This window comes from Pseudomonas sp. FW215-R2 (genome assembly GCF_058789255.1).
This window is the reverse complement of sequence record NZ_JBYTBO010000003.1, coordinates 157,874-181,590: the sequence shown is the minus strand read 5'-3', so window position 1 is coordinate 181,590 and position 23,717 is coordinate 157,874. Positions and strand designations below refer to the sequence as shown.

22 protein-coding genes are annotated in these 23,717 nt (G+C 60.9%); 11 read left to right on the top strand and 11 right to left on the bottom strand.

Going from position 1 to position 23,717, the window contains the following annotated elements:
- Nucleotides 1-6 precede the first annotated feature (6 nt).
- Nucleotides 7-1,044, bottom strand: a complete 1,038-nt coding sequence (gene mreB, locus AC3WRD_RS05710) for a rod shape-determining protein MreB (RefSeq protein ID WP_002555108.1) — start codon at nt 1,042-1,044, stop codon at nt 7-9.
- Between the two features lie 211 nt (nt 1,045-1,255).
- Between mreB and gatC the strand changes: the two genes are divergently transcribed.
- From gatC to AC3WRD_RS05680, 6 genes are all read left to right on the top strand, one after another.
- Nucleotides 1,256-1,543, top strand: a complete 288-nt coding sequence (gene gatC, locus AC3WRD_RS05705; protein WP_096818932.1) for an Asp-tRNA(Asn)/Glu-tRNA(Gln) amidotransferase subunit GatC — start codon at nt 1,256-1,258, stop codon at nt 1,541-1,543.
- 16 nt (nt 1,544-1,559) lie between these two features.
- Nucleotides 1,560-3,011 carry an Asp-tRNA(Asn)/Glu-tRNA(Gln) amidotransferase subunit GatA gene (gene gatA, locus AC3WRD_RS05700; protein ID WP_096818931.1) on the top strand — a complete coding sequence of 484 codons (1,452 nt, stop codon included), beginning with the start codon at nt 1,560-1,562 and terminating at the stop codon, nt 3,009-3,011.
- Between the two features lie 10 nt (nt 3,012-3,021).
- Entirely contained in the window at nt 3,022-4,467 is a 1,446-nt protein-coding gene (gene gatB, locus AC3WRD_RS05695) for an Asp-tRNA(Asn)/Glu-tRNA(Gln) amidotransferase subunit GatB (protein WP_102619433.1), read from the top strand.
- Between the two features lie 88 nt (nt 4,468-4,555).
- Nucleotides 4,556-4,930 (top strand): septal ring lytic transglycosylase RlpA family protein, encoded by a 375-nt coding sequence (locus tag AC3WRD_RS05690; RefSeq protein ID WP_102619432.1) that lies wholly within the window; start codon nt 4,556-4,558, stop codon nt 4,928-4,930.
- 46 nt (nt 4,931-4,976) lie between these two features.
- Nucleotides 4,977-6,038: a calcium/sodium antiporter gene (locus AC3WRD_RS05685; protein WP_096818926.1), complete on the top strand. Its 1,062-nt coding sequence runs from the start codon at nt 4,977-4,979 to the stop codon at nt 6,036-6,038.
- Nucleotides 6,035-6,415, top strand: coding sequence for a carboxymuconolactone decarboxylase family protein (locus AC3WRD_RS05680; protein ID WP_085685699.1), 381 nt, complete (start codon nt 6,035-6,037; stop codon nt 6,413-6,415). Before AC3WRD_RS05685 ends, AC3WRD_RS05680 begins: the two co-directional genes overlap by 4 nt.
- A 10-nt stretch (nt 6,416-6,425) precedes the next feature.
- Here the strand turns inward: AC3WRD_RS05680 and AC3WRD_RS05675 are convergent, their stop codons facing one another.
- The 5 genes from AC3WRD_RS05675 to kdgD all read right to left on the bottom strand — a co-directional run bounded on the left by AC3WRD_RS05675 (nt 6,426) and on the right by kdgD (nt 12,903).
- Nucleotides 6,426-7,367 carry an AEC family transporter gene (locus tag AC3WRD_RS05675; RefSeq protein ID WP_096818922.1) on the bottom strand — a complete coding sequence of 314 codons (942 nt, stop codon included), beginning with the start codon at nt 7,365-7,367 and terminating at the stop codon, nt 6,426-6,428.
- A gap of 95 nt (nt 7,368-7,462) precedes the next feature.
- Nucleotides 7,463-9,016, bottom strand: coding sequence for a galactarate dehydratase (gene garD, locus AC3WRD_RS05670; RefSeq protein WP_102619431.1), 1,554 nt, complete (start codon nt 9,014-9,016; stop codon nt 7,463-7,465).
- An 11-nt stretch (nt 9,017-9,027) separates the two neighbouring features.
- Nucleotides 9,028-10,392 (bottom strand): MFS transporter, encoded by a 1,365-nt coding sequence (locus AC3WRD_RS05665; protein ID WP_102619615.1) that lies wholly within the window; start codon nt 10,390-10,392, stop codon nt 9,028-9,030.
- A gap of 98 nt (nt 10,393-10,490) precedes the next feature.
- Nucleotides 10,491-11,930: an aldehyde dehydrogenase family protein gene (locus AC3WRD_RS05660; protein WP_102619430.1), complete on the bottom strand. Its 1,440-nt coding sequence runs from the start codon at nt 11,928-11,930 to the stop codon at nt 10,491-10,493.
- A gap of 61 nt (nt 11,931-11,991) precedes the next feature.
- Nucleotides 11,992-12,903, bottom strand: coding sequence for a 5-dehydro-4-deoxyglucarate dehydratase (gene kdgD, locus AC3WRD_RS05655; RefSeq protein ID WP_007953624.1), 912 nt, complete (start codon nt 12,901-12,903; stop codon nt 11,992-11,994).
- Between the two features lie 236 nt (nt 12,904-13,139).
- Here kdgD and AC3WRD_RS05650 point away from each other — a divergent pair, with 236 nt between their 5' ends.
- The 3 genes from AC3WRD_RS05650 to AC3WRD_RS05640 all read left to right on the top strand — a co-directional run bounded on the left by AC3WRD_RS05650 (nt 13,140) and on the right by AC3WRD_RS05640 (nt 15,118).
- Nucleotides 13,140-14,438, top strand: a complete 1,299-nt coding sequence (locus AC3WRD_RS05650) for a phospholipase (RefSeq protein ID WP_102619429.1) — start codon at nt 13,140-13,142, stop codon at nt 14,436-14,438.
- 11 nt (nt 14,439-14,449) lie between these two features.
- The gene (locus AC3WRD_RS05645) at nt 14,450-14,641 is read left to right on the top strand and encodes a hypothetical protein (RefSeq protein ID WP_102619428.1); all 192 of its coding nucleotides are present in this window, start codon (nt 14,450-14,452) and stop codon (nt 14,639-14,641) included.
- 102 nt (nt 14,642-14,743) lie between these two features.
- Nucleotides 14,744-15,118, top strand: coding sequence for a hypothetical protein (locus AC3WRD_RS05640; RefSeq protein WP_102619427.1), 375 nt, complete (start codon nt 14,744-14,746; stop codon nt 15,116-15,118).
- A 4-nt stretch (nt 15,119-15,122) separates the two neighbouring features.
- On the opposite strand, the gene AC3WRD_RS05635 is transcribed toward AC3WRD_RS05640, so the two are convergent.
- From AC3WRD_RS05635 to AC3WRD_RS05620, 4 genes are all read right to left on the bottom strand, one after another.
- Nucleotides 15,123-15,869, bottom strand: a complete 747-nt coding sequence (locus AC3WRD_RS05635) for a FadR/GntR family transcriptional regulator (protein ID WP_096818913.1) — start codon at nt 15,867-15,869, stop codon at nt 15,123-15,125.
- Between the two features lie 105 nt (nt 15,870-15,974).
- On the bottom strand, nt 15,975-17,702 hold the full coding sequence (locus AC3WRD_RS05630) for an ABC transporter ATP-binding protein/permease (protein ID WP_102619426.1): 1,728 nt from the start codon (nt 17,700-17,702) through the stop codon (nt 15,975-15,977).
- A 96-nt stretch (nt 17,703-17,798) separates the two neighbouring features.
- Nucleotides 17,799-18,359, bottom strand: a complete 561-nt coding sequence (locus AC3WRD_RS05625; protein ID WP_003221630.1) for a response regulator transcription factor — start codon at nt 18,357-18,359, stop codon at nt 17,799-17,801.
- Nucleotides 18,352-19,614 (bottom strand): ATP-binding protein, encoded by a 1,263-nt coding sequence (locus tag AC3WRD_RS05620; protein ID WP_096818909.1) that lies wholly within the window; start codon nt 19,612-19,614, stop codon nt 18,352-18,354. The genes AC3WRD_RS05625 and AC3WRD_RS05620 overlap by 8 nt, the downstream gene beginning before the upstream one ends.
- Before the next feature lie 226 nt (nt 19,615-19,840).
- Here AC3WRD_RS05620 and AC3WRD_RS05615 point away from each other — a divergent pair, with 226 nt between their 5' ends.
- Nucleotides 19,841-20,557: an SIMPL domain-containing protein gene (locus AC3WRD_RS05615; protein WP_096818907.1), complete on the top strand. Its 717-nt coding sequence runs from the start codon at nt 19,841-19,843 to the stop codon at nt 20,555-20,557.
- A gap of 74 nt (nt 20,558-20,631) precedes the next feature.
- Here AC3WRD_RS05615 and AC3WRD_RS05610 read toward each other — a convergent pair whose 3' ends face one another.
- Entirely contained in the window at nt 20,632-20,994 is a 363-nt protein-coding gene (locus tag AC3WRD_RS05610; RefSeq protein WP_102619425.1) for a DUF6124 family protein, read from the bottom strand.
- A 1,020-nt stretch (nt 20,995-22,014) separates the two neighbouring features.
- Between AC3WRD_RS05610 and AC3WRD_RS05605 the strand changes: the two genes are divergently transcribed.
- Nucleotides 22,015-23,616, top strand: a complete 1,602-nt coding sequence (locus AC3WRD_RS05605) for an ABC transporter substrate-binding protein (RefSeq protein WP_102619424.1) — start codon at nt 22,015-22,017, stop codon at nt 23,614-23,616.
- Nucleotides 23,617-23,717: the final 101 nt, after the last annotated feature.

Sequence of the window (23,717 nt, the reverse complement as noted above, 5' to 3'; positions counted from 1 at the left end):
CGCGACTTATTCGCTGGAGAGCAGGTCCATGGTGTGCTTGTCCATCATTTCCAATGCACGGCCACCGCCGCGAGCAACACAGGTCAGCGGGTCTTCGGCAACGATCACCGGCAGACCGGTTTCCTGGGCCAGCAACTTGTCGAGGTCACGCAGCAGCGCGCCACCACCGGTCAGCACCAGGCCACGCTCGGCGATGTCGGAAGCCAGTTCCGGCGGCGATTGCTCCAAGGCGCTTTTCACGGCCTGAACGATAGTTGCCAGGGACTCTTGCAGAGCTTCCAGCACTTCATTGGAGTTCAGGGTGAATGCGCGTGGAACGCCTTCGGCCAGGTTGCGACCGCGAACGTCGACTTCGCGAACTTCGCCGCCCGGGTAGGCCGTACCGATTTCCTGCTTGATGCGCTCGGCGGTGGATTCGCCGATCAGGCTGCCGTAGTTGCGACGCACGTAAGTGATGATCGCTTCGTCGAAGCGGTCGCCGCCAACGCGGACGGATTCGGCGTAGACCACACCGTTCAGGGAGATCAGCGCGATTTCGGTAGTACCACCACCGATATCCACGACCATCGAGCCGCGTGCTTCTTCAACCGGCAGGCCGGCACCGATCGCAGCAGCCATCGGCTCTTCGATCAGGAACACTTCACGCGCACCGGCACCAAGGGCCGATTCACGGATGGCACGACGCTCAACCTGGGTGGACTTGCATGGAACGCAGATCAGCACACGAGGGCTAGGCTGCAGGAAGCTGTTTTCGTGAACCTTGTTGATAAAGTATTGCAGCATCTTTTCGCAGACGCTGAAGTCGGCAATGACACCGTCCTTCATCGGACGAATGGCAGCAATGTTGCCCGGCGTACGGCCGAGCATGCGCTTGGCCTCGGTGCCGACAGCAACGACACTTTTCTGGTTACCGTGTGTCCGAATGGCCACAACCGATGGCTCATTCAGGACGATACCGCGCTCGCGCACGTAAATAAGGGTGTTGGCAGTGCCCAGGTCAATGGAAAGATCGCTGGAAAACATGCCACGCAGTTTCTTGAACATGGGAAAGGGACCCTAGGCAACGCGTGGGTAAAAAAGTGCGGCAAACTCTAACAACGACAGGGATTTTGGGCAAGGCGCCAATATGTTAAATTGGCCGCTTTTCTGTGCACCAAGCCCCACAATCGCGGCCTTATGACCGTAGAAGTGCGGTAGTGTTCCGACAATCTAACACACGGACGCCGTCCGTCCTGTTTTCCACTGGAGAAACCCGATGGCGCTAGAACGCTCCGACGTGGAAAAAATCGCTCATCTGGCCAGCCTTGGCCTTAATGATGCCGATCTTCCACAAATCACTTCGGCCCTCAACAGCATTCTCGGGCTGGTCGACGAAATGCAGGCGGTCAATACCGATGGTATCGAGCCGCTGGCCCACCCGCTGGAAGCCAGTCAGCGCCTGCGCGCCGACGTCGTGACCGAGACGAATAACCGCGAGGCCTATCAGTCCATCGCACCAGCGGTCGAAAACGGCCTGTATCTGGTTCCGAAAGTCATCGACTAAAGGGAAAGAGCCTGCAATGCATCAAATGACTCTGGCCGAGATCGCCCGCGGTCTCGCCGATAAAAAGTTTTCTTCCGAAGAGCTGACCAAAGTCCTGCTGGCGCGCATTACCCAGCTCGACCCGCAGCTCAACAGTTTCATCAGCCTCACCGAAGAGCTGGCCCTCGAGCAGGCGAAAGCCGCCGACGTGCGCCGGGCCAACGGTGAGAGCGGCGCGCTGCTTGGTGCGCCGATCGCCCACAAAGACCTGTTCTGCACCCAAGGCATCCGCACCAGCTGCGGCTCGAAGATGCTCGACAACTTCAAGGCGCCGTACGACGCCACCGTGGTTGCCAAACTGGCCGCCGCCGGCACCGTGACTCTGGGCAAGACCAACATGGACGAATTCGCCATGGGTTCGGCCAACGAGTCGAGCTGGTACGGCGCGGTGAAAAACCCGTGGAACCTGGAACACGTACCGGGCGGCTCGTCCGGTGGTTCGGCGGCGGCCGTTGCTGCTCGTCTGTTGCCGGCGGCTACCGCGACCGACACTGGCGGCTCGATCCGTCAGCCGGCCGCGTTCACCAACCTCACCGGCCTGAAACCGACCTACGGTCGTGTTTCGCGTTGGGGCATGATCGCCTACGCCTCCAGCCTCGATCAGGGCGGGCCTCTGGCTCGCACGGCCGAAGACTGCGCGATTTTGTTGCAAGGCATGGCTGGCTTCGATCCGAACGACTCCACCAGCATCGATGAACCGGTGCCGGACTACGCCGCCGGTCTGAATGGCTCGCTGCAAGGCCTGCGCATCGGCGTGCCGAAGGAATACTTCGGTGCCGGTCTCGACCCGCGTATCGCCGAGCTGATCCAGAACAGCATCAAAGAGCTGCAGAAGCTCGGTGCCGTGATCAAGGAAATCAGCCTGCCGAACATGCAGCACGCGATTCCTGCGTACTACGTGATCGCACCGGCGGAAGCCTCGTCCAACCTGTCGCGTTTCGACGGCGTGCGCTTCGGCCACCGCTGCGCAGACCCGAAGAACCTGGAAGACCTGTACAAACGCTCCCGCGGCGAAGGCTTTGGTGCCGAAGTGCAGCGCCGGATCATGGTCGGTGCCTACGCGCTGTCCGCCGGTTACTACGACGCCTACTACCTGAAAGCGCAGAAGATCCGTCGCCTGGTGAAGAACGACTTCATGACGGCCTTTAATGAAGTCGACATCATCCTCGGCCCGACCACGCCAAACCCGGCCTGGAAACTCGGCGCCAAGAACAGCGACCCGGTCGCTGCCTACCTGGAAGACGTCTACACCATCACCGCCAACCTCGCGGGCCTGCCGGGCCTGTCGATGCCGGCCGGTTTCGTCGACGGCCTGCCGGTCGGCGTGCAACTGCTCGCTCCGTATTTCCAGGAAGGTCGCCTGTTGAACGTTGCCCACCAGTATCAGTTGAACACTGACTGGCACACCCGCACCCCAACCGGCTTCTGAGGAGACACACATGCAATGGGAAGTCGTGATCGGGCTGGAGATTCACACCCAGCTCACCACCCGGTCGAAAATCTTTTCCGGTAGTTCCACCACATTCGGTTCCGAGCCGAACACCCAGGCCAGCCTGATCGACCTGGGCATGCCCGGCGTGCTGCCGGTGCTCAACCAGGAAGCCGTGCGCATGGCGGTGATGTTCGGTCTGGCGATTGACGCCGAGATCGGTCAGCACAACGTGTTCGCCCGCAAGAACTACTTCTACCCGGATCTGCCGAAGGGCTACCAGATCAGCCAGATGGAATTGCCGATCGTCGGCAAGGGCCACCTGGACATCGCCCTGGAAGACGGCACCGTCAAACGCGTAGGCATCACTCGTGCGCACCTGGAAGAAGACGCCGGCAAGAGCCTGCACGAAGAATTCAGCGGTGCCACCGGCATCGACCTGAACCGTGCCGGCACACCGCTGCTGGAAATCGTTTCCGAACCTGACATGCGCAGTGCCAAGGAAGCCGTGGCCTACGTCAAGGCGATCCACGCGCTGGTGCGCTACCTGGGCATCTGCGACGGCAACATGGCCGAAGGCTCGCTGCGTTGCGACTGCAACGTGTCGATCCGTCCGAAAGGCCAGGTTGAATTCGGCACGCGCTGCGAGATCAAGAACGTCAACTCGTTCCGTTTCATCGAGAAGGCGATCAACTCCGAGATCCAGCGTCAGATCGACCTGATCGAAGACGGCGGCAAAGTGATCCAGCAGACCCGTCTGTATGATCCGAACAAGGACGAAACCCGTCCGATGCGCAGCAAGGAGGAAGCCAACGACTACCGTTACTTCCCCGATCCGGACCTGCTGCCGGTGGTCATCGAGGACTCGTTCCTCAACGACGTACGCGGCACCCTGCCGGAACTGCCACCGCAAAAACGCGAGCGCTTCCAGAGTGCGTTCGGTCTGTCGGCCTACGACGCCAACGTGCTGGCCACCAGCCGTGAGCAGGCGGACTACTTCGAGAAGGTCGCAAGCATCGGCGGCGACGCCAAACTGGCGGCGAACTGGGTGATGGTCGAGTTGGGCAGCCTGCTCAACAAGCAGAACCTGGACATCGAGGATTCGCCGGTTTCGGCCGAGCAACTGGGCGGCATGCTGCAGCGCATCAAGGACAACACCATCTCCGGCAAGATCGCCAAAGTGGTGTTCGAAGCGATGGCCAACGGCGAAGGCAGCGCGGACGAGATCATCGAAAAGCGCGGCCTGAAGCAGGTCACCGACACTGGCGCGATCTCGGCAGTGCTGGACGAAATGCTCGCGGCCAACGCCGAGCAGGTCGAGCAATACCGTGCGGCAGACGAAGCCAAGCGCGGCAAGATGTTCGGCTTCTTCGTCGGTCAGGCCATGAAAGCCTCCAAAGGCAAGGCCAACCCGCAGCAAGTGAACGAACTGCTGAAAAGCAAGCTCGATGGCTGATGAAAATGGGGCCAGTTCCAACGCCTGGCTCCATTCCCTGTGGGAGCCGGCAGGCTGGCTCCCACATCTGTTTTCGGGAAACCTTTGAATGAAGCGTCTATTCATCAGCTGCGCCCTGCTCTCTCTGCTGGCCGGTTGCGCCAGCACCGACACCATCGACCCGCACGGTTACGACCAGACCGGCGTCGCCTCCTATTACGGAGCCAAACACCACGGTAAACGCACCGCCAGCGGCGAAGCGTTCAACCAGAATTCCCTGACCGCCGCCCATCGCCAGTTGCCATTCGGCACACGGGTGAAGGTCACCAACCTGAAAAACGACAAATCCTGCGTGGTGCGCATCAATGACCGCGGGCCGCACACCCGTGGGCGCATCATCGATGTTTCACGCGAAGCCGCCGAACGTCTCGGCATGATTGGCAGCGGCACGGCACGGGTTCGCGTGCAGGCCCTCGACGACTGATGGAGCGCCCGCCATTTTCGGACTGACCGATTTACCGCTGATCAACGTGATCGAACTGCTCTGTGGGCTGTTCCTGCTGATCGCCGGTGCCGAACTGATGGTGCGCGCCGCCGTGCGCCTGGCTGCGCGCCTGCATGTGCGGCCGCTGATCATCGGCCTGACCATCGTCGCCCTCGGCAGCAGTGCCCCGCAAATGGCGGTCAGCCTGCAAGCGACCCTGACGCACAACCCCGACATCGCCGTCGGCAGCGTGATCGGCAGCAGCATTTTCAACATCCTTGTGACCCTCGGCCTGTCGGCGCTGATCATTCCGCTGCGGGTTTCGCGACAACTGGTGCGCCTGGACATCCCGCTGATGATCGGCGCCAGCCTGCTGGTGTTCGTACTGGCCTGGAATGAGGAGATCGGCCGTTTCGACGGTGTTCTGCTGCTGAGCGCGTTGGGGCTGTATCTCGGCTTGCTGCTGCGCCAGTCGCGCCACTCGGCCCGGCCGCATTCCGATCATCCTCAGACTCAGCCGGCTCCCTGGTTCACCAGCCTGCTGATGATCGTCGCCGGGCTGGCCATGCTGGTGTTCGCCGGGCATTTGCTGCTGGGTGCAGCGGTCGCGGTGGCCACCGATCTCGGGTTCTCCGAGCGCGTCATCGGCCTGACCGTGGTCGCGGTCGGCACCTCGCTGCCGGAACTCGCCACTTCGTTGATCGCCGCGTTGCGCGGTCAGCGGGACATTGCCGTGGGCAACGTGATCGGCGCCAACCTGTTCAACCTGCTCGGGGTCCTCGGCATCACCGCATTGATCGCACCGACGCCACTGTCGGTGTCGCCGAATGCACTGGATTTCGACCTGCCGGTGATGCTCGGCGTCGCCGCGCTGTGCCTGCCGGTGTTCTATTCCGGCTACCGCGTGACCCGGGCCGAAGGCTTGTTGCTGCTCGGTTTGTACCTGGCGTACGGGCTGCACGTGGTGTCCTTCACCACCGGCATGCCGCTGGCCGGCAAGCTCGAACGGTTGATGCTGTTTTATGTCCTGCCGACGCTGCTGACGTTTCTGTTTATCACGTCGGTGCGCGCCTGGCGCCGCCAACACCACAAGAGGGATGTGCCATGACCGAATCGAAGAAATCCGGGGTCGAAATCCGCCGCCAGGTAATGGGCGATGCATTTGTCGACCGCGCGCTGGGCAACGCCACTGAATTCACCCAACCGCTGCAGGATTTCGTCAACGAACACGCCTGGGGCGGCGTGTGGAATCGCGAAGGTTTGCCGCTGAAAACCCGCAGCCTGATCACCCTCGCCGCGCTGACCGCGTTGAAGTGCCCGCAAGAGTTGAAGGGCCACGTGCGCGGTGCGTTGAACAATGGCTGCACGGTCGATGAGATCCGTGAAGCGCTGCTGCATTGCGCGGTGTATGCCGGCGTGCCGGCGGCGATCGATGCGTTTCGTGCGGCGCAGGAAGTGATCGACAGTTACCAGAAGCCTGAGTAACCGCCAGTTCTCAGATCCACCCGCCCCACTGCAAGAAGAAGATCCCGACGTTGGTGGTGATCGCCGCCATCAACGTGGTCAACACGATGATCGCCGCCGCCAGTTCATGATTGCCCTGGGCTGCACGGGCCATGACAAAACTCGCGGCCGCCGTCGGGCTGCCGAAGTACAGAAACAGAATCCCCAGCTCCGCCCCACGAAAGCCCCACAGCCACGCACCCAACGTCGCGAGCACCGGCAGGCCGATCATCTTCACCAGACTGGAACTCAGCGCCAGGCTGCCGCTCTTGCGCAACGCCGCCAGCGACAGTGTGCCGCCAATGCAGATCAGCGCCAGCGGCAGCGTGGTTTGCGCCAGGTACTGACCCGACGTTTCCAGCCATCCCGGCAACCCGATCTTGAACCAGGCAAACGGCGCCGCCGCGATCACGCTGATGATCAGCGGATTGCTGATGACGCTTTTGCAGATGCTCCACGGATCGGACTTGATCACCGGGCTGTAGACCGCCAGCACAATGGTCGACAGCGTGTTGTAGAAGAGGATCACCAGCGCCGCGAGAATCGCCCCGAGGGAAATCCCGTAGTCGCCATACATGCTCGCCGCCAGCGCCAGACCGATCACCCCGTTGTTGCCGCGAAACGCACCTTGGGTGTAGATGCCGCGATCCTCACGCGGGCAGCGGAAAATCGCCCAGCCCCAGGCCAGGGCAAAACTGGCCAGCGTGGCAAGGGCGAAGTAGATCAGCAGCGCCGGTTGCAGCGCGGCGTGCAGGTCGGCATGCAGGATGCCGAGAAACAGCAGCGCCGGCATGGTGACGTTGAACACCAGCGACGACGCCGTGTGGATGAAGTTGTCGTTGATCCAGTCGATGCGCTTGAGCAACACCCCCAGAAACAGCATGGCAAACACCGGCGCGGTGATGTTCAGGGTTTCGAGGAAGATTGCCAGCATGCCGGGGAGCCTTGGAGGTGAGCGTCGTTAGGGGGCTAATGATAAGCCACTTTCACCCCGATCGTTCCCACGCAGAGCGTGGGAACGATCAACCATCAAGTAATCGGCGCCGGATTGAACAACGTAATGTCGTTATGCAGCTTGTGCTTCTCCGCCCACGTCTGCTGCTTGCCGCTCGCCACATCCAGATAGTAGTGGAACAACTCCCAACCCAACTCCTCGATGGTCGCGCGCCCAGTGGCAATGCGCCCGGCATCAATGTCGATCAGATCCGGCCAGCGCTGCGCCAGTTCGGTACGGGTCGAAACCTTCACCACCGGCGCCATGGCCAGACCATAAGGCGTACCTCGCCCGGTGGTGAACACATGCAGGTTCATCCCCGCCGCCAGTTGCAACGTGCCGCAGACAAAATCACTCGCCGGCGTCGCGCAGAAGATCAAACCTTTCTGCTTGAAGCGCTCCCCAGGGCCGAGCACGCCGTTGATCGCACTGCTGCCGGATTTGACGATCGACCCCAGCGACTTCTCGACAATGTTCGACAACCCGCCCTTCTTGTTACCCGGCGTGGTGTTGGCGCTGCGATCCGCCTCGCCCTTGGCCAGGTAACGGTCGTACCAGTCCATCTCGCGCACCAGTTCCTCGGCAACGGTTTTGGTCTGGGCCCGTGAGGTCAGCAGGTAAATCGCGTCACGCACTTCGGTGACTTCGGAAAACATCACCGTCGCCCCCGCCCGCAGCAGCAAATCCGAGGCATAACCCAGCGCGGGGTTCGCGGTGATCCCGGAAAACGCATCGCTGCCACCGCACTGCATGCCGAGGATCAGCTCGGACGCCGGCACGGTTTCCCGGCGGCGCTGGTCGAGTTTCTTCAGGCGAACTTCGGCCAGTTCCATGATCTGCTCGATCATTTCGGTGAAGCCGTGACTGGAATCCTGCAAGCGATACAGCCACGGCTCGCTCAGGTCCACCGACGCATCGTCCTCGTGCATCACCTGCCCGGCCTGCAATTTCTCGCAACCCAGACTGATCACCAGCGCCTCGCCACCGAGGTTCGGGTTGCGCGCCAGATTGCGCACGGTACGGATCGGGATGTAGGCATCGGTGGCCGTGATGGCCACGCCGCAACCGTAACTGTGGGTCAGCGCCACCACGTCATCGACGTGCGGGTACTTCGGCAACAGTTCATCCTTGATCCGCTTTACCGCGTGATCCAGCACCCCGGTGACGCATTGCACGGTGGTGGTGATCCCGAGGATGTTGCGCGTGCCGACGGTGCCGTCGGCATTGCGATAACCCTCGAAGGTGTAACCCTCCAGCGGTGCCTGCGCGGCCGGCACTTCGGTGGACAGCGGCAGGCTGTCCAGCGGTGGCGCGGTCGGCATGCGCAGTTGATCTTCCTTGACCCAACTGCCACGGGGAATCGGCTGCAACGCATAGCCGATGATCTGGCCGTAGCGAATCACCTGACCGCCCTCGGGAATGTCCTCGAGGGTGACCTTGTGGCTCTGCGGCACGAAATCCACCGTCTCAAGGCCATCGGCGAATGCGGTGCCGGCCGGAACGCCCTGGTCGTTGACCACGACCACTACGTTGTCCCGCTCGTGCAGGCGGATGTAGCGCGGCGAGTCGGAATGTTCAATCAACTGCATGACGCCGCTCCTCAGGAATGCGCTTGAGACAATTTACCGGTGGCTTCGGAACCGCCATTGGCTGGCGGCTCTTTGAGTACCACACGTTTGATCGGGCCGACGATCACCAGGTAGCTGAACACCGCCACCAGTGCGTTGGCGCCAACGAACACCAGCGCCCATTTGAACGAACCGGTGGAGCTGATGATGTAGCCGATGACGATCGGCGTGGTGATCGACGCGATGTTGCCGAAGGTGTTGAACAGGCCACCGCTCAGACCGGCGATCTGTTTCGGCGAGGTGTCGGAGACCACCGCCCAGCCCAGCGCGCCCACGCCTTTGCCGAAGAAGGCCAGGGCCATGAAACCGACCACCATCCATTCCACTTCAACATAGTTGCACGCGACGATGCTGCTGGAGACCAGCAGGCCGGCGATGATCGGCGCCTTGCGAGCGAAGGTCAGCGAATGGCCCTTGCGCAGCAGGTAATCGGAAATCACCCCGCCGAGGACGCCACCGATAAAGCCGCAGATCGCCGGCAACGAGGCGATGAAACCGGCCTTGAGAATGGTCATGCCGCGTTCCTGCACCAGGTACACCGGGAACCAGGTCAGGAAGAAATAGGTGATGCCGTTGATGCAGTACTGGCCCAGGTACACGCCGAGCATCATGCGATTGGTCAGCAACTGACGGATGTAATCCCACTTCGGGCCGTCAGCCTTTTTGCCTTGCTTCTGGTCCATGTCGACCATGCCGCCGTTGTCGGCAATGAACTTCACTTCCGCTTCGTTGGCCATCGGGTGCTGGCGCGGGCTGTGGATAACCTTCAGCCAGATCAGCGAGAACACGATGCCGAACAGGCCCATGACGATGAACACGTGCTCCCAGCCGAAGGTGTAGACGATCCAGCCCATCAGCGGCGCGAACAGCACAGTGGCGAAGTACTGCGCCGAGTTGAAGATCGCCGAAGCCGTACCGCGTTCAGCGGTCGGGAACCAGGCCGCCACGATACGGGCGTTGCCGGGGAACGATGGCGCCTCGGCCAACCCCACCAGAAAGCGCAGCATGAACAGCGCGACGATGGCCGTGGACATGCCGAACTCACCGACGAAGCCTTGCAGCACGGTGAACAGCGACCAGGTGAAGATGCTCAGGGCATAGACTTTTTTCGAGCCGAAGCGATCGAGCAGCCAGCCACCGGGAATTTGCCCGGCCACGTAGGCCCAACCGAATGCAGAGAAGATGTAGCCGAGGGTGACCGCGTCGATGCCGAGGTCTTTTTGCAAACTGGAACCGGCGATCGCGATGGTGGCGCGGTCGGCGTAGTTGATCGTGGTCACCAGGAACAGCATGAGCAGGATCAAATAGCGGACGTGAGTCGGCTTGGACGATTGCATGTAGATGTACTCCCACTGATTATTTTTATGCGGGTAAAACATTCTTTGGTCTTGTGCCGCGCAGGGCCTTGGCAATAACCCTGCGCGGGTGCAGCGACTTACGAACCGATGTAGGCGGTTTTCACCACGGTGTAGAACTCTTGCGCGTAACGGCCTTGCTCACGTGAGCCATAGGATGAACCCTTACGGCCCCCGAACGGAACGTGGTAATCGACACCGGCGGTCGGCAGGTTGACCATCACCATCCCGGCCTGGGAATGACGCTTGAAGTGGTTGGCGTACTTCAGCGACGTGGTGGCGATACCCGCCGACAGACCGAACTCGGTGTCGTTGGCCATGGCCAGCGCGGCGTCGTAGTCGGCGACGCGGACGATGTTGGCCACCGGGCCGAAGATCTCTTCGCGGCTGATACGCATCGACGCTTCGCTATCGGCAAATAGGGTCGGCGCGAGGAAGTAGCCCTCGGTGTCACAGGTCACCAGACCGCCACCGCTGACCACGCGCGCGCCTTCGGACTGGCCGATGTCGATGTATTTCAGGTCCTGCTCAAGCTGCGCCTGGGAGACCACCGGACCAATGTCGGTGCCGGCCTTCAACGCGTGACCGACCTTGATCGACTTCATGCGCTCGGCCATGGCTTCAACGAACTTGTCGTGAATCCCGGCAGTGACAATCAAGCGGCTAGACGCCGTGCAACGCTGGCCGGTGGAGTAGAACGCGCTCTGCACCGACAACTCGACCGCCTGCTTAAGGTCGGCGTCGTCGAGAATGATCTGCGGATTCTTGCCGCCCATCTCCAGCTGAACCTTGGTCTGGCGCGACACGCAATTGACCGCGATCTGACGTCCCACACCGACGGAACCGGTGAAGCTGATGCCGTCGACTTTCGGGCTGTTGACCAGCGCTTCACCCACTACGCGTCCGCTGCCCATCACCAGGTTGAACACGCCAGCCGGGAAGCCTGCGCGGGAGATGATTTCGGCCAGCGCCCAGGCGCAACCCGGCACCAGATCCGCCGGTTTCAACACCACGCAGTTGCCGTAGGCCAGGGCCGGGGCGATTTTCCACGACGGAATCGCAATCGGGAAATTCCACGGGGTGATCAGGCCGACCACGCCGAGGGCTTCGCGGGTGACTTCGACGTTGACGCCCGGGCGCACCGACGGCACGTAATCGCCAGACAGACGCAGGCATTCACCGGCGAAGAACTTGAAGATGTTGCCGGCGCGGGTCACTTCGCCAATGGCTTCCGGCAGGGTCTTGCCCTCTTCCCGGGCCAGCAGGGTACCGAGCTCTTCGCGACGGGCGAGGATTTCAGTACCGACCTTGTCCAGCGAGTCGTGGCGAGCCTGAATGCCTGAGGTCGACCACGCCGGGAACGCAGCGCGAGCGGCGTCGATGGCGGCGTTGACCTGAGCCAGATCGGCCTTGGCGTAATCGCCGATGGTGTCGCTCAGCTCGGACGGGTTGATGTTGACCGAGTAATCGTTGCCGGCGATCCACTCACCGTTGATGTAGTTGTCATAGCGCTTGGTCACGAATCATTCTCCTGACGCAAAAGGCCGCTGATTGCTCAGCGGCCTTGTTTAGAGGGTTGGGTTACTGCGCACCTTGCTTGTCGATCAGCGCGGCGAGCATTTCGTACTCTTCGCGGGTCAGGTCGGTCAGCGGCGCCCGCACCGGGCCTGCGTCATAGCCGGCGATCTTGGCGCCTGCCTTGACGATGCTCACGGCGTAACCGGCCTTGCGGTTGCGGATGTCCAGGTACGGCAGGAAGAAGTCGTCGATGATTTTGCCGACGGTGGCGTGATCTTCGCGGGCAATCGCGTGGTAGAAATCCATCGCGGTTTTCGGGATGAAGTTGAACACCGCCGACGAGTAGACCGGCACGCCCAGGGCCTTGTAGGCAGCGGCGTAGACTTCGGCGGTCGGCAGACCACCGAGGTAGCTGAAGCGATCACCGAGGCGACGACGGATCGACACCATCAGCTCGATATCACCCAGACCGTCCTTGTAGCCGATCAGGTTCGGGCAGCGCTCGGCCAGACGTTCCAGCAGCGGCGCGGTCAGGCGGCAGACGTTGCGGTTGTAAACCACCACACCGATGTTCACCGATTTGCACACCGCTTCAACGTGGGCGGCAACGCCGTCTTGGCTGGCTTCGGTCAGGTAATGCGGCAGCAACAACAGACCTTTGGCGCCCAGACGCTCGGCTTCCTGAGCGTATTCGATGGCCTGGCGGGTCGAACCACCGACACCGGCGAGGATCGGCACGCTGCTGGCACAGGTGTCGACGGCAGTCTTGATGATTTCCGAGTATTCGCTGGCAGCCAGGGAGAAGAATTCGCCGGTACCACCGGCGGCGAACAGGGCCGAAGCACCGTACGGGGCCAGCCATTCCAGGCGTTTGATGTAGCCCGCGCGGTTGAAATCGCCCTGGGCATTGAAATCGGTGACCGGGAACGACAGCAGGCCGGCGGAGAGGATGGACTTCAGTTCTTGTGGATTCATTATTCGAACACCCTGGTAGCAACGTTTTTTTGTGAGTGGACCGTTCAGCCTTCGCCGAAGTTGTAGGTCATCGTACAACTTAAAAGATAACCGTCAACTGCATTTCATCGCTGGGGGGCATTTTTTGTCGGACAGGATTTCTTTTTGACGTAGGCGTTTTCTCGACTAGGCTTCAATTAACTGTATATACATACAGCTATATAAGAACCTGCCGACGACATATCAAGGAGAAAGAAATGTCCGGTCTACAACCAAAATGCCTTGAAAAACCCACACCGCTCATCGCCCGTTTCGATGATCTTTTTACCCCCAACGGCATCGCCTTCAGTGCTGAAAATCCGCATCTGCTGCTGCACATTGCCGACTCGCACAGCGATGTCGAACCCGCCCTCGCCCTGCCCGGCAAAGCCATGAAAGGCAAACCGCCGCTGCGCTTCGAAGGCGCGGAACACACGGCTATCGGCGATAACACCTGGCTTCGCTTCGTTGAAAACGCCGAGCCGGTGCTCGCGCAAAACGTGCCCTTGCATCTGCCGAACGGACTGGCGCTGACCTATGGCCAGGTGCTGGCGCTGGGCGGTGATTTCTACGGAGTCGTCGACCGGCCGATCAACGAAGGCGCCACCCCGGCGGATCGTCTGCTGCGCTTCACGGCAGCTTTCGACACCCTCGCCGCCGTGCCGGCTTCCAAGGCCGAAGCGCCACAGATTCTCGCGATCATGCAAAAAGAGATCGACGCCGTTAAACAGGCGATCAAGGACGGCAAACCACCCCACGAAGCCTACGACGCACTGGGAGATACGTTGTCGGAAGAGTGGAACAAGATCACCGGCGGCGGCAGTTTCGTCTCGGCGCTGTTCCCGCTCGGTCGCTACCTGAAACTGGCGGCGAACAATGCCGACCATTTCGGCGAATGGGCCCGCCAAGCCTACATCGCCGGGCACACCGCCGCCCTGCAAACTGCCGCTGCCGCCCACGCCAGTCAAGACGAGCTGCAACTGGAACGGGCCTACGCGATGAACGCGTTCGCCGATCACTATCTCACCGACCTGTTCTCCTCCGGGCATTTGCGAGTGCCCCGCAAGGCCATGGCCGCCGCAGTGACGCCGAGCGATCTGGGCTCTCTGATCACCCGGTTCATGCACGACGAAGACAGCAAATTCGGCCTCAAGGTACGCAACGCCCGGGGCGAGCAATGGCGGGCATTCGGCGACAAGCGCTACTTCGAGGCGACCGACACCGACAATCGCAATCAGGTGAATCACGCGGTGCAGGATTCGGCTGACGAAGTGTATGCCGCCTATTCCAGCGGCAACGTGCCGACCACCTTCAACGCACTGCAACGGTTGCCGGACCTGACTTTCGTGATGAGTCTGACGAACAATTTCTCGCCACTGTTCCGCCTTCAGGGCAACAAAGTCCTGCGGCGCAAGGACGTGAACAACCTCAACGACACCGCCACCGTCGACGACTGGTGGGGCTGGAGCACTTACCTGCTGCTCAAGGACTATCACCCAACCGGCAACACGAATTAAGGAGCGATTCGATGACGATCAAATTGAAAGTGGAACTGGCTTCCGGCCAATCGTTGAAAGGTGCGCCGCTGCAATTGCTGCGCGACGGCGTGGCCATCGCCCGGGCGTCGGTGGATGCCCAGGGCCAGGCGACATTCGACGTCCGGCCCGCCCCGGGCAAACTGGCGGTCAGGGTGGATCGTTCGATTCTGCCCCAGAGCTGAAATGCCCGGACAAGATTGCCCCGGCGCGCCTCACCGATTCGCCGGGTAAAGTGCGACGACTGCCGCGAAGGATCGCGGCAGATCTTTCAAGGAGAACGAAGCATGACGTTTGCCGCTGCACACCTTCCGCAATTTCCCGATCACGCCAGCGATTCGATCATCCTGCGCCTGTCTGCCCTGGATGACGACCTGATCATCCGCGTCCCCGATGGACAGGACACACCGCCGAACTGGGATGTATATCCGATCCTCGGTGATGATCCAGAAGAGCCTGAATGGCTGGGTCTGTCGGAGCCGACCGGCGTCTGGGATGACGCACTCGACGACATGGTCGGCCTGACCGGGATCGAACTGAGCATCCCGAAATTCGAGCTGGAAAAGTACCTGAACAGCACCGTTGAGCTTCGCTACAAGTTCGCCGATGAGTCCAGCCTGGAACCGTGTTCGGAGCCGCTGAAGCTCTACGTCGAAGCCTGATTCCTCAACCCTGCGCCTGCGCTTCTTCATGCGCCTGACGCAGCCGTTCGCGGCTGTTGGTCAGGTGCAGGCGCATGGCCGCGCGGGCGGCATCGGAATCCTGACGGGCGATGGCCTCGTAGATTTCCTCGTGCTCACGGCTCAGGCGATTCATGTAGTGCTGCTGGTCGTCATGGGCCAGGCGCGCGGAGTTCAGCCGCGTGCGCGGAATGATGCTGGTGCCCAGGTGGGTCATGATGTCGGTGAAATAGCGGTTGCCGGTGGACAGCGCGATTTGCAGGTGGAACTGGAAGTCCGACGCCACTGCATCGCTGGCATGGGCCACGCTTTCGTTCAATGCATCGAGGGCGGCGCGCATGGCGGCCAGTTGTTCGGTGCTGCGACGTTGTGCGGCGAGACCGGCGGACTCTACTTCGAGGCTGATACGGAATTCGAGAATCGCCAGCACATCACGCAGGGTGACCACGGTCGCCGGGTCGATCCGAAAACCGCTCGGGCTCGGTGTGTCGAGGACGAAAGTGCCGATGCCGTGACGGGTTTCGACCTGCCCTGCAGCCTGTAGTCGGGAAATCGCCTCGCGCACCACGGTACGGCTGACACCATTGGCTTCCATGATCGCCGACTCGGTGGGCAACTTGTCGCCACGCTTGAGCAGACCGTCGCGGATCTGCTCGGTCAGCACCGTCACCAGTTCCTGTGCCAGGCTGCGGCGCTTGCGAGGGAGGCGCGGGGTGTCGATCGGGTTTTCCATGGTCTGCGTTTATCTCGAAAATTCGGCTAGAGGGGCATCATAGCCCAAGGGAGTTGTACGATCACCGTCCTCTGTGGGAGCAGGCTCCCACAGATTCAGTACACATCAAGCCGTGACGGTCTGCTCGACCAGATGCCCGCTGTCGATCCGTACATGCCGTGGATGGAAGCGCTTGAGGCTGCTGCGATGGCCGACGCTGACGATGCTCAGGCCCGGCAACTGATCGATCAGTGCCTGATACAGCGTGGCCTCGTCTTCTTCGTCCATCGCCGACGTCGCTTCGTCCATGTACAGCCAGTGCGGTGCGTAGAGCAGCGCACGAGCAAAGGCCAGACGTTGCTGTTCACCCGGCGAGAGCATGCGCTGCCAGTGATTGGCTTCGTCCAGTCGTGCCACCAGATGCGGCAGACGGCAGGTTTCCAGCACTTGTGCATAACGCTCTGGCGAGTAGGTGTCGCCCGGTTGTGGATAACTCAAGGCTTCACGCAGGGTCCCAATCGGCAGATACGGTTTTTGCGGCAGGAACAGATAACGCGATGCCGGCAGACGGATGCTGCCGTGGCCGGCCGGCCACAAATGCCCCATCGCCCGCAGCAGTGTCGACTTGCCGCTGCCGGAGCGGCCGCTGAGCATCACTCGATCACCCGCCTCCACGGTCATGTCGGCGCTGGTCAGCAGGTGACGACCGTCAGCCAGGTCCAGACCGAGGTTGTGTACCTTCAGTTCATCACCGTGATTCTGTACATCGATGGCCGGTGCCCGGTCTTCGTTGTCGCTCATGGCCTGACGGAAGCTCAACAAACGATCACAAGTCGCTCGCCATGCGGCGAGGTCCGAGTACGCGGAGATGAACCAGCTGAAGTTCTCCTGCACGTTGCCGAATGCCGAGTTGATCTGCATCAGCTCACCCAGTTCGATCTTGCCGGACAGGTAACGCGGTGCCGCGACGATGAAGGGGAAGATGATTGCGATCTGGCCGTAACCCGAGGTGAAGAACGTCAGGCGCTTGGACACCCGCATGATGTCCCAGAAGTTGTGCCAGACCAGACCGAAGCGGCTGCTCAGACGACGATTTTCGTTGGGCTCGCCGTTGTACAGTGCAATGCTCTCGGCGTTCTCGCGCACCCGCACCATCGAGAAACGCAGGTCGGCTTCGAAACGTTGTTGTTGGTTGTTCAGGCCGATCAGGCGTCGACCGATCAGGTGCGTCAGCCAGCTGCCGACCGCCGCATACAGCAGCGCACACCAGAACATGTAACCGGGAATCTCGACGCCGAACACCTCAATGCTGCCCGACACTCCCCACAGAATGATCGAGAACGACACCAGGCTGACCACCGTGCGGATCAAGCCCAATGCGAGGCTCAAGGTGTTGCTGGTGAAGGTATTCAGGTCTTCGGAAATCCGTTGGTCAGGGTTATCGGTGTAGCCGCCCTGCTCCAGTTGGTAGTAGTTCTTGTGCCCGAGCCAGCGCTTGAAATGGTTTTCGGTGAGCCACGCCCGCCAGCGGATGGTCAGCATCTGCGTCAGGTACTGGCGATACACCGCGCCGAGAATCGCCACGGCCGCAATGCCGCAGAAATACAGGATCAACTGCCAGAACGCCGCCTCGTCCTTCTTTTGCAGGGCGTTGTAGAAATCCTTGTACCAACTGTTGAGCCACACCGAGATGCCGACGCTGAACAGCGACAGCGCGATCACGGCGATCAGCAACGTCCAGGCCTTGCCCTTCTCTTCACTGCGCCAGTACGGCGTGGTCATGGCCCACACCTTGCGAAAAAACTGCCCGCGCACAGCATCGTTGACCGCGGAATATTCAGCGTTCTGATTCATGGATAAGGCTCGATAAAGAAAAGAACAGACACGCACCGATCATAGTTGATCGGTGCGCTTTATCGCGAGGGCTGGCGATGGCCGTTCAGCGCAGGTTCAGCGACGAACCGGGCGCTTCTGCAGTTTGCGCTGCAGGGTGCGGCGGTGCATGCCCAGAGCACGTGCAGTGGCGGAGATGTTGCCTTCGTGCTCGGTCAGCACGCGCTGAATGTGTTCCCATTGCAGGCGATCCACCGACATCGGGTTTTCCGGCACCAGGCTGTCGAGGTCGGCGTGCTCGGACAGCAGCGCCGCCAGCACGTCGTCGGCGTCGGCCGGTTTGCACAGGTAATTGCAGGCGCCGCGCTTGATCGCTTCGACCGCCGTGGCAATGCTCGAGTAACCGGTGAGGATCACCACGCGCATTTCCGGGTCCAGCTCCAGCAGCTTCGGCAGCAGGACCAGACCGGAGTCGCCGTCCATTTTCAGGTCCAGCGCGGCATAGTCCGGCAGATCGGCCTGGGCGATGGTCAGGCCTTCCTCGGCGGAACCGGCGGTGCTGACGCGGAAACCACGGCGAGCCATGGCGCGGGCCATCACCCGGGTGAAGGTCGCGTCGTCATCGACCAACAGCAAATGCGGCAGTTCTTCGCCTTCGACTTGGATTTCGTCACTCATGTTGCTCTCCTCGGGCGCCGTGGGGCAGGCGCAGCTCGGTGAGCGTGCCGCCTTCCTCATGACTATAGAGTTTCACTGAGCCGCCGGCGCGTGTCACGCTGGCCTTGCTCAAAAACAGGCCCAGGCCGAAACCTTTGCCCTTGGTGGTAAAAAACGGTTTGCCGATCTGCTCGGCGATGGCCAGCGGTACACCGGCGCCATGATCGCGGATGCTGATGGTCAGGTCTTCAGCGGTCCAGTCCAGCGTCACCTGAAGGTTTTCCGGGCAGGCATCGGCGGCGTTGTTCAGCAGATTCAACAAGGCCTGGGTCAGATCCGGCGGCGGTGCTACACGCGGCAACGTGCCCTGGCCCAGGCGCTGGAAGCGGTAACTGGCCTCGGGACGCATCAGGTGCCAGCGGTTGAGCGCCTCGTCGAGCCATTCGGTGACGTCCTGCATCTCCACCGCCATCCGGCGATTGGCTTCGGCGGCGCGCACCAGTTGTTGCAGGGTTTCCTTGCAGAGTTTCACCTGATCCTTCAGCACCTTCAGGTCTTCCTGAAGCATCGGGTCGTGATGATCCTGCTGCATTTCGTTGAGCAACACGCTCATGGTCGCCAGCGGCGTACCCAGTTCATGGGCGGCACCGGCGGCCTGAGTCGCCACGGCCAGCAATTGCTGATCACGCAGGCCTTCTTCGCGGCGGATCGCCCGCAATTCTTCCTGCCGGCGCAGCTCTTCAGCCATGCGAGCGGCGAAGAAAGTAATCACCGCCGCCGCCAGCGCGAAGCTCAGCCACATGCCGTAGATCTGCAGGTTCTCCCGGGCCACCGGCAGGGTTTCCAGCGGATAGAAATGCGTCAGCATCAGGGTGTACAAGGCCAGCGCAATACCCGACAGCACCACCGAATAACGCCATGGCAGCGTCACCGCGGCAATGGTCAGCGGCACCAGATAATACGAAACGAACGGGTTGGTCGAACCACCGGAGAAATACAGCAAGGCACTGTGGATAAACAGATCGCAGGCCAGTTGCAGCGCGTATTCGAGCTCGGTAACCGGCCACGAGGTGCGCAGGCGCACGGCGGTGAATACACAGAGCAGAATCGAACAGCCGAGGGTCATCACCAGTTGCACCCACGGCAACGGCAACAGATCCAGCCAGTAGGCCAGGCCCACGGAACCGGCCTGCGCGGCGAGCACCAGCGTGCGGATGAAAGTCAGCCGCCAGAGGTTCTGGCGAGTGGCGGAAGTCAGTTGTACGGGGGCGAGCATGAGCTCTCCTGATGAGCGCTCCAGGCGGATCGCACGGAGTATAACCAAGGCGCGGGCTTGAGAGGCGAAAGTGCGGCAAACGACCACATGGCAAAAAGCTTCGCGGCGGCTATAAGGCCCATCTGTATAGAAGTTGTAACTGGGCGAACCGGATCATAAAAGCTACAGTCTGATGGTTTCACGCAGGCCCCCGAACCATCACCTGCGCCCTCATCAAGGAGCTTTCATGCACACATTTCGCCGCAGCGCCGCCCTTCTCGCCCTGACCGTCGGCAGCGTCGCCAGCCTTCCGGCCCTGGCCGCCGATGAGCTGCACTACAACCAGATTTCCCTGCGCGCCGAAGTCAGCCAGGAAGTGGCCCGCGACCTGATGATCGTGACCCTCTACACCGAAGAGCAAAACACTGACCCGGCCAAACTCGCCGCCGACGTCAGCACCACCATGAACAAGGCCCTGGCCCAGGCCAAGCAAGTCAAAGACATCACCCTGCGCCAGGGCAGCCGCAACAGCTACCCGATCTACGACACCAAGGGCCAGAAAATCACCGGCTGGCGCGAGCGCGCCGAACTGCGTCTGGAAAGCGCCGACTTCGCCGCCCTGTCCAAACTCACCGGCGAACTGCTGACCGACCTGAAAATGGGCGGCATGGACTTCGCCATCGCCGACCCGACCCGCAAGGCCAGCGAAGACAAACTGCTGAAAGAAGCCGTCACCGCCTTCAAGGCCCGCGCCCAACTGGCGACCGACGCCCTGGGCGGCAAGGGCTACAAAATCGTCAACCTGAACCTCAACAGCAACGGCTTCCCACAACCGTACATGCGCGCCCCGATGATGATGAAAGCCGCCGGCATGGACGCAGCACCGGTCACACCTGAAGTCGAAGCCGGCACCAGCCAGGTCAGCCTGACGGCCGATGGCTCGATTGAAGTGCTGATGCAGTGATTGAATGACGGCTGAATGAAAAACCGGCGATCAGAAAATGATCGCCGGTTTTTTTATGCCCGGGATTTGGGTTATCAGGTTTGCGGATCAACCCGGTCCAGCGCGCGGTTCACTGCGAGCTCGGCCAGCATGATGATCTGCTGGATACCGAGCGCCGTACTGCGCTGCGGGCCCGAAAGCTCATTGGCGAAATTGCTGGCGATGGTACTGGCCGACGCCAGGGATTCGCAGGCGTTGGCCAGCAGGCTTTCGGTATCGACGTTGGGAGTGACCATGTACATCGTGCTCGGCGGGCGTGGTTTGGAAAGGTTGGGGCAGAGATAGAAATCGAGGGCGCGTTTGATGGCTTCGCGGTTGCGAGCGAGGTCTTCGGCACGCATGGCTTCTTCGAGGGGCGTGGGTGATTCGAGGGGTGGGTCGGGTATCAGCTTATCCATGTAGCAATTTCTCCAGGTTATGGAGCCACTTTTTCCCGATCTCACTCGAAGAAGAGGTGGCAGCTATGTACGGGGTGAGATCACCGGTATGGACACCCGGCAGGACATTCGTCCACCCGCACACAGCCGCCATAGAGAATCGCTGACAGTCTAAGCTGGCGGCGATTATGAAGGGGCTCGCACAAGTATCCAAATGAATAGCCGGGATCTCACTCCCGGTCGCTGAATTGGCAGCGACAACCAAAGACTAGAGAGCGTGCTTCCGACGGACAACCTGAAAACCTTGTGGGAAGGATCCTGGGATGTTGTTGAGATTTAAGCGGCTTCAAAAGCAGCCCTCACCCTAGCCCTCTCCCGGAGGGAGAGGGGACTGACCGCGGTGTTTGGGGGAGGTACGCCGACGTGAGATATCGAGGTGAATTCGGGTTTTGAAACACACACGATTTCACTTCTGCCTCTGCCTCTGCCTCTGCCTCTGCCTCTGCCTCCAGAACTAGATCTAGATCTAGATCTAGATCCACATCCACATCCACACCAACATCAGCTCCCGCTTCTGCTTCTGCTTTTGCTTTTGCTTCCACCACTCAACAGGATGAGCGTTAGCTCGGCTGCAGCTTTTGATCTTGATCCACAGGCGACGTCGGAAGGCTGAGTGGAGGGATTTATCCGGGGGTGGGAGCGCAGCGACCGTTTGGCGAAGCCAAACACATCGAGAGGAGGTGCAGCGAAGCAAACCGTAGGCGATGCCCCCCGGATGAATCCCGGAGCGAAGGAACCCCGAGCCTCAGCGAGCGGGCCGAACGTAGGAGCAAGCGTTTTTGGTTACTTTTTAGGCGTTTGTAAAAAGTGACCCGCCGTAAGGGCGGAACCCTAAGTGGCCGTTACCGCAACAACGGATATGTACCCAACCACCCCAGATATACCGAACTAGAAACCTCACCTAGAAAAACGATATTTCCGCGCCCACCACCACCCAGCTAACCTCCCCCGCCACAATCACCTCCAACCCCCGGGGCAGACATGCAAAGACTCACCCTAAAACCACTACTGATAACCCTCGCCCTGGCAACTACCGCCCCCTTCGCCAACGCAGCAACAACCTTGGTCTACTGCTCCGAAGCCAGCCCCGCCGGCTTCGACCCCAGCCAGTACACCAGCGGCACCGACTTCGACGCCTCCGCCGAAACCCTCTTCAACCGCCTCACCCAGTTCAAACGCGGCGGCACCGAAGTAGAACCCGGCCTGGCGACCAACTGGGACGTAAGCCCGGACGGCCTCCAATACACCTTCCACCTGCGCCAAAACGTAAAATTCCACACCACCGACTACTTCACCCCGACCCGCACCTTCAACGCCGACGACGTCCTGTTCACCTTCCAGCGCCTGCTCGACCCGGACAACGACTTTCGCAAGGCCTACCCCGCCGAGTCCCCGTATTTCACCGACATGGACCTGAACACCACGATCAAATCCGTGGAAAAACTCGACGAAAACACCGTGCGCTTCAACCTGAACAACATCGACGCCGCGTTCGTGCAAAACCTCGCCATGAGCTTTGCCTCGGTGCAATCGGCCGAATACGCCGCCCAACTGCTGAAGGAAGGCCACGCCGCCGACCTCAACCAGAAACCGGTCGGCACCGGCCCATTCGTGTTCAAGCGTTATCAGAAGGACTCGCAGATCCGCTACGCGGCGAACAAGGACTACTGGAAACCCGAGGACGTGAAAATCGACAACCTGGTGTTCTCGATCACCCCGGACGCCGCCGTGCGTCTGCAGAAGCTCAAGACCGGTGAATGCCAGGTCAGCGGCTACCCGCGCCCGGCCGATATCGAAGTGATGGAAAAAGACCCGAACCTGCGCGTGTTGAAGCAGGCCGGTTTCAACCTCGGTTTCCTTGCCTACAACACGACTCACCCGCCGCTGGACCAATTAAAGGTGCGCCAGGCCCTGGACATGGCCATCGATAAACCGGCGATCATCAAGGCGGTTTATCAGAGTGCCGGGCAGCTGGCGCAGAACGCCTTGCCGCCCGCGCAATGGTCCTATGACCCGAATATCAAGGATGCGCCGTACGATCCCGTGAAAGCCAAGGCGCTACTCAAGGAAGCCGGGGTTGCGCCGGGTACAACCATCAACCTCTGGGCGATGACAGTGCAGCGCGCATCCAACCCGAATGCGCGAATGTCGGCACAGATGATCCAGCAGGATTGGGAGAAGATCGGTATCAAGGCCAACATCGTCAGCTATGAATGGGGCGAGTACATCAAGCGCGCCAAGAATGGCGAACACGACGCGATGATCTATGGTTGGACAGGTGACAACGGCGACCCGGACAACTGGCTGGGCGTGCTTTACAGCTGCGCGGCAGTGAAAGGCAGCAACTACGCCAAGTGGTGCGATCCGGCCTACGACAAACTGGTGCAGCAGGCCAAGGTGTCCACCGATAAATCGCAACGGGTAAAACTGTATCAACAGGCGCAACTGATCCTTAAACAGCAGGTGCCGATCACGCCGATCGCCAACTCCACGGTGTTCCAGCCGCTGCGCAAGGAAGTCACCGACTTCAAGATCAGCCCGTTCGGTCTAACCCCCTTCTATGGCGTGGGTATAAATAAGTAACACCGAGCCCCAAGGCGGCGCGCAAATCGTGACCAATGCACCGTTTTGGGGCTTCGTTTGCACCGTAAAAACCGACCGCAAACGGTCAAATGCGTCAGAAG

Coding starts and splice junctions, on each gene's coding strand:
- mreB (WP_002555108.1), bottom strand. CDS start 1,044: ATGTTCAAGAAACTGCGTGGCATGTTTTCCAGCGATCTTTCCATTGAC.
- gatC (WP_096818932.1), top strand. CDS start 1,256: ATGGCGCTAGAACGCTCCGACGTGGAAAAAATCGCTCATCTGGCCAGC.
- gatA (WP_096818931.1), top strand. CDS start 1,560: ATGCATCAAATGACTCTGGCCGAGATCGCCCGCGGTCTCGCCGATAAA.
- gatB (WP_102619433.1), top strand. CDS start 3,022: ATGCAATGGGAAGTCGTGATCGGGCTGGAGATTCACACCCAGCTCACC.
- AC3WRD_RS05690 (WP_102619432.1), top strand. CDS start 4,556: ATGAAGCGTCTATTCATCAGCTGCGCCCTGCTCTCTCTGCTGGCCGGT.
- AC3WRD_RS05680 (WP_085685699.1), top strand. CDS start 6,035: ATGACCGAATCGAAGAAATCCGGGGTCGAAATCCGCCGCCAGGTAATG.
- AC3WRD_RS05675 (WP_096818922.1), bottom strand. CDS start 7,367: ATGCTGGCAATCTTCCTCGAAACCCTGAACATCACCGCGCCGGTGTTT.
- garD (WP_102619431.1), bottom strand. CDS start 9,016: ATGCAGTTGATTGAACATTCCGACTCGCCGCGCTACATCCGCCTGCAC.
- AC3WRD_RS05665 (WP_102619615.1), bottom strand. CDS start 10,392: ATGCAATCGTCCAAGCCGACTCACGTCCGCTATTTGATCCTGCTCATG.
- kdgD (WP_007953624.1), bottom strand. CDS start 12,903: ATGAATCCACAAGAACTGAAGTCCATCCTCTCCGCCGGCCTGCTGTCG.
- AC3WRD_RS05650 (WP_102619429.1), top strand. CDS start 13,140: ATGTCCGGTCTACAACCAAAATGCCTTGAAAAACCCACACCGCTCATC.
- AC3WRD_RS05645 (WP_102619428.1), top strand. CDS start 14,450: ATGACGATCAAATTGAAAGTGGAACTGGCTTCCGGCCAATCGTTGAAA.
- AC3WRD_RS05640 (WP_102619427.1), top strand. CDS start 14,744: ATGACGTTTGCCGCTGCACACCTTCCGCAATTTCCCGATCACGCCAGC.
- AC3WRD_RS05635 (WP_096818913.1), bottom strand. CDS start 15,869: ATGGAAAACCCGATCGACACCCCGCGCCTCCCTCGCAAGCGCCGCAGC.
- AC3WRD_RS05630 (WP_102619426.1), bottom strand. CDS start 17,702: ATGAATCAGAACGCTGAATATTCCGCGGTCAACGATGCTGTGCGCGGG.
- AC3WRD_RS05625 (WP_003221630.1), bottom strand. CDS start 18,359: ATGAGTGACGAAATCCAAGTCGAAGGCGAAGAACTGCCGCATTTGCTG.
- AC3WRD_RS05620 (WP_096818909.1), bottom strand. CDS start 19,614: ATGCTCGCCCCCGTACAACTGACTTCCGCCACTCGCCAGAACCTCTGG.
- AC3WRD_RS05615 (WP_096818907.1), top strand. CDS start 19,841: ATGCACACATTTCGCCGCAGCGCCGCCCTTCTCGCCCTGACCGTCGGC.
- AC3WRD_RS05610 (WP_102619425.1), bottom strand. CDS start 20,994: ATGGATAAGCTGATACCCGACCCACCCCTCGAATCACCCACGCCCCTC.
- AC3WRD_RS05605 (WP_102619424.1), top strand. CDS start 22,015: ATGCAAAGACTCACCCTAAAACCACTACTGATAACCCTCGCCCTGGCA.